Source organism: Arthrobacter sp. E3, assembly GCF_017353415.1.
In the GTDB taxonomy this organism is placed as follows: Bacteria; Actinomycetota; Actinomycetes; order Actinomycetales; family Micrococcaceae; genus Specibacter.
This window is the reverse complement of record NZ_JAFMPX010000033.1, coordinates 1-11,937: the sequence shown is the minus strand read 5'-3', so window position 1 is coordinate 11,937 and position 11,937 is coordinate 1. Positions and strand designations below refer to the sequence as shown.

The 11,937-nt window shown below is 61.6% G+C and carries 9 protein-coding genes; 5 read left to right on the top strand and 4 right to left on the bottom strand.

Going from position 1 to position 11,937, the window contains the following annotated elements; translation table 11 throughout:
• Positions 1 to 23 precede the first annotated feature (23 nt).
• Positions 24 to 1,868 (bottom strand): hypothetical protein, encoded by a 1,845-nt coding sequence (locus JMA46_RS13180; protein WP_207345807.1) that lies wholly within the window; start codon positions 1,866 to 1,868, stop codon positions 24 to 26.
• Positions 1,869 to 2,223: 355 nt separating this feature from the next.
• On the opposite strand from JMA46_RS13180, the gene JMA46_RS13175 reads away from it, so the two are divergent.
• The 4 genes from JMA46_RS13175 (at position 2,224) to JMA46_RS13160 (ending at position 8,060) form a co-directional block, all read left to right on the top strand.
• Positions 2,224 to 3,207, top strand: coding sequence for an ABC transporter permease (locus JMA46_RS13175; RefSeq protein ID WP_207345806.1), 984 nt, complete (start codon positions 2,224 to 2,226; stop codon positions 3,205 to 3,207).
• Positions 3,208 to 3,209: 2 nt separating this feature from the next.
• A complete protein-coding gene (locus JMA46_RS13170; protein ID WP_207345805.1) occupies positions 3,210 to 4,136 on the top strand; it encodes an ABC transporter permease in 927 nt (308 codons plus the stop codon).
• Between the two features lie 49 nt (positions 4,137 to 4,185).
• Positions 4,186 to 6,267, top strand: coding sequence for an ABC transporter ATP-binding protein (locus JMA46_RS13165; RefSeq protein WP_247647293.1), 2,082 nt, complete (start codon positions 4,186 to 4,188; stop codon positions 6,265 to 6,267).
• A gap of 65 nt (positions 6,268 to 6,332) precedes the next feature.
• Positions 6,333 to 8,060, top strand: a complete 1,728-nt coding sequence (locus tag JMA46_RS13160) for an ABC transporter family substrate-binding protein (RefSeq protein ID WP_207345803.1) — start codon at positions 6,333 to 6,335, stop codon at positions 8,058 to 8,060.
• Between the two features lie 72 nt (positions 8,061 to 8,132).
• Here JMA46_RS13160 and JMA46_RS13155 read toward each other — a convergent pair whose 3' ends face one another.
• Genes JMA46_RS13155 through JMA46_RS13145 form a run of 3 tightly spaced genes read right to left on the bottom strand, consistent with a single transcriptional unit; the run spans position 8,133 to position 10,147 of the window.
• Positions 8,133 to 8,783: a hypothetical protein gene (locus JMA46_RS13155; RefSeq protein ID WP_207345802.1), complete on the bottom strand. Its 651-nt coding sequence runs from the start codon at positions 8,781 to 8,783 to the stop codon at positions 8,133 to 8,135.
• A 56-nt stretch (positions 8,784 to 8,839) separates the two neighbouring features.
• Positions 8,840 to 9,007: a hypothetical protein gene (locus JMA46_RS13150; RefSeq protein ID WP_207345801.1), complete on the bottom strand. Its 168-nt coding sequence runs from the start codon at positions 9,005 to 9,007 to the stop codon at positions 8,840 to 8,842.
• A gap of 42 nt (positions 9,008 to 9,049) precedes the next feature.
• Complete coding sequence (locus JMA46_RS13145; protein WP_207345800.1) at positions 9,050 to 10,147, bottom strand: aminotransferase class V-fold PLP-dependent enzyme; 1,098 nt, start codon at positions 10,145 to 10,147, stop codon at positions 9,050 to 9,052.
• 278 nt (positions 10,148 to 10,425) lie between these two features.
• On the opposite strand from JMA46_RS13145, the gene putP reads away from it, so the two are divergent.
• On the top strand, positions 10,426 to 11,859 hold the full coding sequence (gene putP, locus JMA46_RS13140; RefSeq protein ID WP_207345799.1) for a sodium/proline symporter PutP: 1,434 nt from the start codon (positions 10,426 to 10,428) through the stop codon (positions 11,857 to 11,859).
• Positions 11,860 to 11,937: the final 78 nt, after the last annotated feature.

The following is an 11,937-nucleotide window of genomic DNA, read 5'->3' as shown; positions in this document are numbered from 1 at the left end:
TGTCTATTATATTCCGATGCGTTTCATGCCTTGACCACGCTATGGGTGACCACCTCGTGCAATTCCACGTTCCCGGACGGAAGTTTCCAGTAATGGAGACGCAGTGCCCCGGCAGTTCCTTGTTCCACGTACAGCCGCATGCACACATCCTCGCCTCGCATGGTGGGTCCGGCGTGGGCGCCTTCGTTCTGGCGCAACGGGTGGGGATCCCGCTTGCGCAGGGGCCCTTTTCGATCAGCCACCAAATCGACCACTGCGCGCAGGGTTTTTCGGCGCTGCTGTTCGTTCAGGCATGCCCACGAATCCAGGAAATGTTGAGAGCAAGCGAAGTTTGCCAACGGGTTCCCGGCCTTATCCTGCGCAGGAACGTTCAGTGCCCAAGCCAGCATGAGCTCGAATCGAAACTGATCCTCGGCCACCATGAACAACTGCTGTGGTGCGGCCTCGCTGCGTGAAGTGGAGGATCTGCGCTGCTGCTTTTGCTGCACCAAGGCCGACTTCGTTCGGACCAACTCGTCCCGCAGCGCTTCTTTCTCGCGGTCCAGCTCATTGAGCTCTTTCGCCAGTTCCTTGGATTCCTTGCGCTCGGCTTCGAGTTGGTCCTGCAGCGCCCTGGCCACTTTGTCCGTGGCGCCCTGCCGTTTTTGTGCCTCCACCAGCTCGGTGATGGTGTGCCGGGCCTGTTCCAGCTGCATCTGCGTGGATTGCAACGCCGTGCGCCGCTCGGCAGGGGTCAGCAGCGACTCTTTAGTTCCCGGCATGTCGCCAGCAGCCACTTCAGGTGCCCCGAACACGTCGGTTGTACCGCAATCGCTTGCGGTTTCCTGGGCCATGTCATCGGTGGGGACCGCACCAGTGCCTACGGAGCGGGTGGTGAACAAACTTGCATACGGCCGGGCGCTGTCAAGCCAGGGCGGGCCGCCGCGAACGAGAGGCGGGGCAGGGACGGCTGCTTCGTCGTCGTCCACGTCCAGCATGGACAGCAGCACGGCACCATTCTCGTAGACCACCCGCACCCGGACCACCTCGCCCTCCGTCAGGAGGTCCTCGGCGGAGTCAAGGTCGTTGGAGGAAATGCGTTCCACGTCGATGCGGAAATCACTGCCGGGCCAGAGCTCCACCATGGCGACACCGGGGCACACGGACTTGACCCGGGCCAATGCCACATCCCCGTGCTGGTAGACGGTCACGGGCGAGGGGCGGGGGAGTAGAAGTGCTTTGATATTGAGGATGTTTGTGTCGGGATCCAGGATGCCCGTGACGTGTTGGCCCTGCGCCAGCAGCCAGTCCAACGGAATCTCGGGCAGCAAGTCCGCGCCTCGAATCACCGCCCGGCCACCATTGGCAGCCAATGTCAGCATGGCCCGGTCAGCAGATGGAAAGCCCGAGACCGCAGCTTCGCAAAGGACCGGTTGCGGGGCAGTGGAAGTGTGTTCGCCGGCTTTGAAATGTTCGGCGGCAAGAACATCCCGTTCCAAGTTCTTGTAGACGTGCGGCAGGAAGCCAGCGCTACGGAGCACCAGTGGCGGCGGCATGCTGGTGCTCCATCGTGGGCCGTGGGGGTACACGCGTGCGCCATTGCCAAAGACGTGCAGGCCGTCGGGCAGGCTGTTTTGCAATTGCCGGGTATGGATGCCGTTGGCTATTTCCACAACGTGGACTTCCGGGCCCAGCAGGGCCGCCACTTTGCCTGCATCGATGCGCAGCGGTACACCGGGCACATGCGAGACCACCACCACGGTTCGGCTGCGGTGCGGATCCATGAGGTGTGCGGCCAGATCGGCGCCTTCCGTGTAGCGGACGGCGGTGGCTGGCAGTGCCGCAACAGGGAGCAGAGCGCGCTTGTGCTTGTTCTTTTGTGCAGGCATCAAGCGCTCCTTGTCCATCGCGATGTGGGCGTGAATCGTGTGATCCACACTACATTGAAGGGGTGTGTGTGAACTTGCCCCCAAGTAGTCCTTTTGGACAGTTTGTTCGTTCAGCGCATGCAGCGCGGCCAATCCGTGTGTGAGCTGGGATACATTGGCGGGACAGTGCGTGAGGGAGGCCACAAGCCGCTTTCACCTAAGGAAGCAACGCTCTTCCGTTGTGGTTTGGCCAGCACCCCAGGCCGTCGCACCGGGCCAGCTTGAAGGATGAATGAATGCCACTGCACACACCCCAGCAGCGGACGATGCGTTCTACGCGTGATGCCGCTTTTGCGCCACCATTGAGGCTGGCCCCATGATCGGGTTCATAGCAAAACGTTTTATCAACTACGCCGTTCTGTCGGCCATCGCCACCCTCAGCGCCTATGTCTTGGCCAGCATCATTCTCAACCCGGCCAGCCGCTACCTGGGCCGAAATCCCCGCCCCTCCGACGACACGATCAACGCGATCCTGGACGGACTGGGTGTCAATCCCAACACCCCCGTCATTGAGCGGCTCTGGGCATGGATCGTGAATTTGGTGACCCACGGCTCCCTCGGTGACACCATCCACAACACCACCGTCATCAGTGAAATGACGGCCCGTGCCGGCACCAGCCTGCGCCTGCTCATCCTGGGCACCATCATTGCCGCCATCGTCGGTGTCGCCATTGGTGTTTGGGGTGCCGTGCGCCAGTACAGGATCAGTGACCAGGCTATTTCCTATGCGTCGTTCACCATTCTTGCCACGCCTGCGTTTGTGTTGGGCATCCTGCTGATGATCCTGGCAACCATGCTCAATAACGTGCTGGGCATCCAGCTGATCAGCTTCACCGGTGAATACACGGCCGGGCTCGACGGCGGCTGGTGGGCCCATGTTCTTGACCGCGCCGCACACCTGCTGCTTCCCACCATTTCGCTGGCACTGATGGGAGCCGCCGGATATTCCAGGTACCAGCGCAGCGCCATGCTCGACGTGCTGGCCGCGGACTACATCCGCACGGCCCGTTCCAAGGGCCGCACCCGCGGTTCGGCGCTGGTGCGCCACGGTGTCCGGGTGGCGTTGATTCCCATGTCCACCTATTTTGCCTACTCCTTCGCCACGGTGTTGGCCGGCGCCGCTGTCACGGAGCTTGTGTTCAGCTGGCACGGCATGGGCGAGATGCTCGTCCAGGCGATCACGCAAAGTGACATCAATGCCTTTACCGGCGCGATCTTGTTCAACGCCGTTTTGATCCTGATAGCCGGAACCCTGGCTGACATTGTGTACGCGGCCCTCGACCCGAGAGTGAGGGTGTAGCCATGTCCATGCTTGACGAAGTGCCCATCGGCGACATTGCCGCCGGCAGTCCCGAAACCAGCCACTCCAAAAAACCTGTTTCACGCCTGCGCCTGGTGGTTTCACGGCTGCGCAGCACCCCACGTTTTTGGGTCGGCATCATCGGCTTGGTCGCGATCATCCTGTGGGCCATTTTTGGCCTGGTCCCCAACGCCTGGAACGCCACCGATCTTGACGTGTACAACATGGGCTCCCGCCCAACGGGGCTGCACTGGTTTGGCACCAGCGACATCGGCGAGGACATTTACGCCCAAACCATCGTCGGCTTGCGCAAGTCACTGATCATCGGGCTGCTCGTGGGTCCGCTTGCTGCCATCATTGCCGGCGTGGTGGGAGCCGTGGCCGGTTACCTTGGCGGCTGGTGGGACCGGGCCATCGTGTGGGTCATCGACCTGTTGCTGGTGCTGCCAAGCCTCTTCCTGTTCATTCTGCTCAGCCCCATTTTCAAGTCCCTGTCCTGGGTTGCGTTGATCTTCCTGCTCTCAGGCTTTGGCTGGATGATCATGGCCCGGGTGATCCGGGCCCAGACCAGGTCGCTGCGGGAACGGGACTTCATCAAGGCGGCCCGGTTCATGGGCGTTGATACCTGGACCATCATCCGCCGCCACGTACTGCCCAACGTGTCCTCGCTGCTGATCATCGACGCCACGCTGGGGGTTGGCGGGGCCATCCTCAGCGAGACCACCCTGAGCTTCTTTGGCTTCGGCATTCAAGCCCCGGATGTCTCGCTGGGCACCTTGTTGACCGCCGGCCAGGGCGCCGCGGCAACCCGTCCGTGGCTGTTCATTTTCCCCGCCGCCATCCTTGTCTTCACCGTGCTCTCCGCCAGCCTTGTCGGCGATGCCCTGCGCGACGCCGTCGACCCAACCTCCGGAGTCAACCGTGACTGAGAACCATCCCACAACAACAACGAAGACCCGTACGCTCGCGGGACACCAGCTGGCGGAGACATCTAGCCATTTGCTGGAAGTGCGCGATCTAAGCGTCACGTTCCCTCAGCCCGGAGGTTCCGTGACCGCCGTCCGCGGCGTCAGCTACCACGTGGACAAGGGCGAGTTCCTGGGCATTGTGGGCGAGTCAGGCTCGGGCAAGTCTGTTTCCTCCCTCGCTGTCATGGGGCTGCTGCCGTCCTCCGCCAAGGTCAGCGGCGACATCCTCTTTGAGGGCACCTCGCTGCTGGGACGCAGCGACAAGGAGCTGTCCAGGCTGCGCGGTGACGGCATTTCCATCATCTTCCAGGACCCGCTCTCAGCACTGACGCCCGTCTACACGATCGGCGCACAGATCGCCGAGGCGTTGCGCCTTCATGACCGGAGGCTCTCCAAGCAGGCTGCCAACGTCCGCGCGGTGGAGCTGCTGAAGGTGGTGGGCATCCCGAACCCGGAACGCCGCGCCCAGGCATTCCCGCATGAATTCTCCGGCGGCATGCGCCAGCGCGCCATGATCGCCATCGCCATCGCCAACAACCCGCGCCTGATCATCGCCGATGAACCGACGACGGCATTGGACGTCACCATTCAGGCGCAGATCCTGGAGGTGCTCCAGAAGGCGAAGGACATGACGGGCGCTGCGGTGGTGCTCATCACCCACGATCTTGGTGTGGTGGCGGGCAACGCGGACAGGATCGCCGTCATGTATGCCGGGCGGATTGTGGAGACCGGCACCGTGGATCAGGTGTTCCACCAACCGTCGATGCCCTACACCATCGGACTGCTGCGCTCCATGCCGAACCTGGCCACGGCCGGCCACACCCGGCTGGTCCCCTTGGAGGGACGCCCACCGCAGTTGAGCAACCTGGCTCCTGGGTGCCCTTTCGCCCCGCGCTGCCCCGTGGTCATCGACGCCTGCCGCACCACCGAACCCCCGCTGACCCTCATTGGGACTGACCCGCTGAACTCCTCGGCCTGCCTGCGGGTGGCTGAAATTGCCAGCGGGGCTCTGGACCGCGGCCACTTGTACCCCGTACCGGAGCCGGTCATCGCGGCCGAACGGGCAGATGTTGCCTCTGAGAACGTGCTGGCGGTGGAGGCACTCAAACGCCACTTTCCGCTATCCAGGGGTTCCATCTTCAAACAAACCATCGGCATGGTGCGTGCCGTGGACGGGGTGGACTTCGAGATCAAGTCTGGCCAGACCCTGGGCCTTGTGGGTGAATCGGGCTGCGGCAAATCGACCACCATCATGGAGATCCTGGAACTGGCCAAGCCCCAGTCCGGGTGCGTCACCATCAACGGCGTGGATGTGGCAACGCTGAGCGCCAAGGAGCGCCGGACGCTGCGCCGAGAGATCCAAGTGGTGTTCCAAGACCCCATGGCGTCATTGGATCCCCGGCTTCCCGTTCAGGACATCGTGGCCGAGCCGTTGACTGTCCACGGCATCCCCGCGCGCGAACGCCTGCAAAAGGTCCGGGACGTGTTGGACCTTGTGGGGCTGGACCCGTCCATGGCTTCGAGATACCCGCACGAATTTTCCGGTGGGCAGCGCCAGCGCATCGGAATTGCCCGGGCCTTGGTCACGGATCCGAAGATCGTGGTGCTTGATGAACCTGTCTCGGCCTTGGATGTTTCCATCCAGGCCGGCGTCATCAACCTGCTCCAGGACCTGCAGGAAAAACTTGGCTTGTCCTACCTGTTCGTTGCCCACGACCTGGCGGTGGTGCGCCAAATTGCTGACACCGTTGCCGTCATGTACCTAGGCCGGATCGTGGAAAGTGGGCCGGCGGAACAGATCTTCGAGAATCCGCAGCACCCCTACACGCTGGCGCTGCTCTCCGCTGTTCCGGTGCCTGACCCCACGGTGGAGCGCAGCAGGACGCGGATCATTTTGGAAGGCGACCTGCCCAGCCCCACCGAGGACATCAACGGCTGCAATTTCCGCACCCGCTGCCCGCTGTACAAGCTGATGGACGCAGCGGGCCAGGTGCGCTGTCGCAGCGAAGATCCCATCCAAAGACCCGTGGAGGGCAGCCGCGTGGCGTGCCACCACGCTGAATACATCGACCTCATGACCACCACAGTCTGACCACAACCACCGCCCTGGCCGGACACCACCGATGACCGGCCAGGACCATTCAATGGGAGGAAACAATGAAACACTTCAACAAGATGCTGGGAGCCGGAGCACTTGCTCTTGCGCTCACTGTCACCGGCTGCAGTGCCGGCGGCGGAGGCGGAGACAACAAGCCCACAGTGGATAACAGCAAGGGTGCTGCCGACACTGCTTTGCTGCCCACCACGGCCTGGACCAAGGCCGACTATGCCTCGGTCAAGGACGGCGGCACGCTGACGCTCGCCGTGGACCAGATGCCGGATAACTGGAACACCATGCAGGTCGACGGCAACGTCAAGGCCGGCAGCGAAATCCTGGATCCCACCACGGGAGGACCGGTCGTCAACACCGTTGACGGCGGCTGGGCGCTGAACCCGGACTATGCCACCGACGTGAAACTCGCCGGCGAAGACCCCCAGGTTGTTGAGATCAAGCTGAACCCGAAGGCGGTCTGGGAAGATGGCACACCCATCACCTACAAGGACTATGACGCCACCATCAAGGCCAACAATGGCACCAATGCGGACTATCAGATTGTTGGCGACAACGTTTATAAGGACATCGAATCGGTGACCCGCGAAGACACCGACTTCAACTTCAAGATCACGTTCAAGAACAAGAACGCAGACTGGCCTTCGATCTTGGGAGGCAGTACGGCGGGCTCGGTCCAAACTCCCGTGCTGCCAGCCGCGGTCGCCGCGGATGTGAAGGCCTTCAACGAAGGCTACAAGTCCAAGCCGCTGCCATCCAGTGGGCCGTTCAGGGTCTCAAACGTGGACGCCGCCGGCCAGGTTGTGACGTTGATGCCGAACGAGAAGTGGTGGGGCCAAAAGCCGAAGCTGGAGAAAATCGTCATGAAGGTCGTCTCCCGTGACGCCCTCGCGCAGGCGTACGCCAACAAGGAACTCGACGCGTTCAGCATCGGCACGAACAAGAACAACTACGACACCGCCAAGAAGCGCACTGACGGCGCCATCCAGCAGTCCGGCGGCCTGACGTGGAACCACATCACGTTGAACGGTTCCAAGGGAGCGCTGGCTGATGTGAAGGTCCGCCAGGCCGTGGGACGCGCCGTTGACCGCGACACCATCTCCGCGAGCCGCCTGAGCCCCATCGGCGCACCGGTGGCCAGCCAGAACAGCTACATCTACATGCCCGGCCAGAAGGGCTACGAGGATGATGCAACCGCCGTCATCGGTTTCGACACCGCCAAGTCAGAGGAACTGTTGAAGGAGGCCGGTTACACGAAGGCCGCCGACGGCACTCAGGAAAAGGACGGCAAGAAGCTGGAGATCACCTACACGCTTGATGCCAACAACCCGGTGTCGGAGCAGATCTTCAAGCAGATCCAAGCCAACCTGAAGGTTGTGGGCATCACCGTCAAGAATGATACGGTTCCGGCCGACAAGTTCTTCTCCGACTACGTGCTCAAGTCCAACTTTGAAATGACAGGTTTCGCCTGGTCGGGCACCGCCTACCCGGTTGCCTCGTCCGAGTCGATCTTCTACCCGAAGGATGCGGGACAGAACTTCTCCGGCATCACCGATGACAAGCTCGGCGACATGTGGCAGAAAGCCAACGCAGAGCTGGACCCGGCCAAGCGCATCGAACTGGCCAACGAGATCGACAAGACGATCTTCGCCTACACCCCCGTCATCCCGTTGACGCCCACCCCCAACACGCTGGGTGTGAAGGACGGTCTGGTCAATTACGGTGCGGCACAGTTCCAGTCAATCGACTGGACCACCGTGGGATTCAAGAGCTAGATTCCTGGCTGCACGGCAAGGGTCCGCACCCCGCTCTTCGTGAGTGGGGGTGCGGACCTTTTGTGTACGGACTTACGTGATCATGCTTGCTAGGGCAAGGACGGCTAAAAGGACACCGACGACGGCGGTCGGCATGTTCCAGCGGCTTGCCACCCCCTGCGGGGTGCCGGGCTGGGTGCCCGGATGGGCGCCGGGGGACACCTGGGGGGAGCTGAGGCTGGGGGAGGGGGTGCCGCCGTCGTGCTTCCTGTCTGACGTACGGCTTCGTTCCCACGCATCCCAGGCTGTTTGGATCAAGGTTTGAGTGTGTGGCAGGGAGGCTGCGGTGCGGGCGCCACTGGCATCTGTGCGCATCTTCGGACCCAGCTTGCCAGACCCGGGGGCACCCCAGCTGGCAATGCGCCCTGCTGTGGTGTCGAAGCTGACCGTTTGCAGGACCCGCATGGCAATGAGGGCGCCGAAGGGGATTTCGTGGTCGCGCAGAATATTGCTGACGGCCAGGCCGTCGGAGCGGATCAGCAGCCGCGGGCGCCACAGCAGCACGTGGATTCCCCACGCGGTGAGTAGCAGCCAGGGCAGGAAGTGCCAGATCGAGGCAGGTGTGCCTGTCAGGATCAGATTAAGGGCCAAGAAGGCGCAGAAGCCCCAAGCAATCGCGGCAAGCACCCGGGTGGGGGTGGAGTAGACGGACACGGTGTGCGGGGTGTCGGCGATTTTTTCCATGGTCCCACAAGCATGCCAGAACCTGGGGCGCAACTGGGCGCTGCTGCAGGGTCGGCTTACATCTCGTCCGGCTCTGTTTCCTTTTCCTCTGCCATTCTTTCCGCGTGCTCGGTCATTTCCTCGATGTCCGGGGTCACCATCTCGGAGTAGATGGCGCCCAAGGGGTCAATGTCGGGTTGATTGTGGGTGAACGCATGATCCCCACGCTCTGGTTTTCTGCTCATAACCACACCTTAGCCCCGCCTTGCCGGAGGAGGAAGGTTCACTTAGTACTTGGCGATGGCTTCCTGCAGCGCACCAAGGACCAAAACCACCGAGCCCGGGTTGGCGTTGGGACCCATCATCCCGATCCGCCACACCCTGGAAGCAAACTCGCCCACACCGGCGCCAATCTCGATGCTGAATCGCTCCAAGAGGTAGGCGCGCACGGCAGCGGAGTCCACACCTTCGGGCACTTTCACGGTGGTCAGGCTGGGCAGCCGGAACCCTTCAGCGGCAAAGAGTTCCAAGCCCATCTCCTGCAGACCGTTCTGCAGCGCCAGACCGGCGGCATTGTGCCGGGCTTGAACGGCGTCGAGCCCTTCTGCCAGAACCCGTCCCACTCCTGCCTCAAGGCTGGCAATCATGGTGACCGGTGCGGTGTGGTGGTAGGTGCGCTTGCTGCCGCTGGCACTGCCGACATATCCGCCCAGCAGACCCAAATCCAAATACCAGGACTGGGGGTCCTTGATGCGGCGTTCAAAAGCTGCGTCGGAGATGGTGAAGGGGGAAAGTCCGGGCGCAACGCCGAGACACTTTTGCGTGCCGGCGTAACCCACATCGATGCCCCATTCGTCGGCGAGCAGTTCCAGGCCGCCAATGGAAGTGACGGCATCGGTGAGGAGCAGGGCGTCGCCCTTGAGCTGGCCAAGGGCGGCAATGTCTGAAAGGACACCGGTGGAGGTTTCGGCGTGGATGGCAGCGATGACTTTGGGGTTGGGGTGGGCTGCGGCCACTCGTTCTGGATCGATCGGCTGGCCCCACGCGTGCTCCACCGGCACCACTTCGGCCCCCGCCCTCCGGGCTATCTCACACATGCGCCCGCCAAACATGCCGTTGACGGCGATGACTGCCACATCCCCGGGGCCAACAGTGTTGACGAACGCCGCTTCCATGCCAGCGGACCCGGTCCCGCTCAGTGGCAGGGTCCGGGCATTGGTGGTTCCCCACACTTTGCGCAACCCCTCACAGGTCTTGTCCATGGTCTCCAAAAACAGTGGATCAAGATGCCCCAGCACAGGGTTGCCCAATGCTGAAATTGCCTCCGGATAGCAGTTGCTGGGACCGGGGCCAAACAGGTGGCGGTAGCTCAGGGTGGCTGTCACTGGGTGCTCCTTCGTGCGGAGGAATAGGTTTTACCAGCATAGGCGTTGGAGGTTGCGGCGGGCAGGGGCGAGGGGTGTCATACCCTCCGGCGTCTCGCCAACTTGCCCATGATTTCGCCTATTAGTATCGCGGCAGGAAGAGAATTTTGATAGGTTCGGACGAACTGTCCGAACTATTGGCCGCCATTCATTGCGACAATCCAGCTGATCTGGATGCTCAACTCGATCCCATGATCAGATAATCCGATGAGGTGTCAAAGAATGCAGAGGAACAATTCGTGACTGATCATGCGTTTCAACTAATGGCAATAGCCGTCTATATGGCGGGTATGCTCGCCATCGGCTATTTTGCCTTCAAGAAAACCGACGACCTCGACGACTACATGTTGGCCGGACGAGAACTGAAACCGGGTGTTGCCGCCCTTTCAGCCGGAGCGTCCGACATGTCCGGTTGGCTCATCATGGGCCTTCCAGGCGCCATTTACCTCACCGGCCTGGTCGAGGCATGGATCGCCATTGGACTCACCATCGGAGCTTGGCTCAACTGGAAATTTGTGGCGCCCAGGCTCCGCTCCTACACGGCGATATCACAAAATGCCATTACCATTCCAAGCTTCTTTGAGAAACGGCTCAAGGAAAATTCGCACGTGTTGCGCATTGTCACTGCCGTCATTATTTTGGTGTTCTTCACGTTTTATGTTTCCTCGGGCATGGTGGCCGCCGGTAAGTTCTTTGAGGGCTCCTTCGGCTGGCCGTACCTTGTGGGGATGGGTGTGGTCACGGTGGTCACCTTGGCCTACACCTTGTTTGGCGGCTTTATTGGCGCAACCCTGACCGACGTCGCCCAGGGACTTTTGATGTTCGCCGCCCTCATCGTGGTACCGATTGTTGCCGTGGTGCAGACCGGCGGTATTGGTGCCACTGTGAACCGACTGCAAACCATCGATCCGGACAACTTGAACTTGTTCAGGGGCTTTGGCGAAGGAAACACGCTGGTGTGGATGGTGGGCATCTTCTCCACCGCAGCTTGGGGCTTGGGCTACTTTGGCCAGCCCCACATTATTGTGCGGTTCATGGCATTGCGCTCACCGCAGGACGCCAAAGCCGGCCGCCGTATTGGCATCAGCTGGATGATCCTGTCCGCGGCCGGGGCGGTTGCCACCGCGCTGGTCGGCATCGCCTACTTCGCTGAGAACCCCTCCATGGGCTTGGATGACCCCGAGACGGTCTTCCTGAAGTTGAGCCAGATATTCTTCCACCCCTTCGTTGCAGGCTTGGTCCTGGCTGCAGTGCTGGCGGCCATCATGTCCACCATTTCCTCGCAGCTCATTGTTTGCTCTTCGGCGTTGGTGGAAGATCTTTACAACATGGCTGGGCGCAAGTCCACAGCCAAACAGCAGGTCGTTCTGGGGCGCCTCGGTGTCTTGGTGATCGCCGTCATTGCGGTACTCATTGCGCTGGATCGGAATGCGAGCATCTTGGAACTTGTGGCCTTCGCGTGGGCCGGGTTCGGAGCGGCATTTGGGCCCATTGTGCTGCTGAGCCTCTACTGGCGCAAGCTCACCGCACGGGGAGCCCTTGCTGGCATGGTTGTGGCGACAATAGTGGTGTTCGCCTGGGGCAAGACTCCTGTCCTGCATGACGCCATGTATGAAATTGTCCCTGTTATGTCGCAGGACATCGGTGACACTTCTGTATCAACACATCGGTGACAGTTCTGCCGGTTTTGGTGGTGACGCTTCTGCCCGTTATTAATGGTTTCCGTCGATTGGCAGTGGTCGTGGGGTTCG

Excerpts from the sequence above, each read along its gene's own strand:
- JMA46_RS13155 (WP_207345802.1), bottom strand. The coding sequence starts at position 8,783 with ATGGAAAAAATCGCCGACACCCCGCACACCGTGTCCGTCTACTCCACC.
- JMA46_RS13150 (WP_207345801.1), bottom strand. The coding sequence starts at position 9,007 with ATGAGCAGAAAACCAGAGCGTGGGGATCATGCGTTCACCCACAATCAA.
- JMA46_RS13180 (WP_207345807.1), bottom strand. The coding sequence starts at position 1,868 with ATGCCTGCACAAAAGAACAAGCACAAGCGCGCTCTGCTCCCTGTTGCG.
- JMA46_RS13170 (WP_207345805.1), top strand. The coding sequence starts at position 3,210 with ATGTCCATGCTTGACGAAGTGCCCATCGGCGACATTGCCGCCGGCAGT.
- JMA46_RS13175 (WP_207345806.1), top strand. The coding sequence starts at position 2,224 with ATGATCGGGTTCATAGCAAAACGTTTTATCAACTACGCCGTTCTGTCG.
- JMA46_RS13160 (WP_207345803.1), top strand. The coding sequence starts at position 6,333 with ATGAAACACTTCAACAAGATGCTGGGAGCCGGAGCACTTGCTCTTGCG.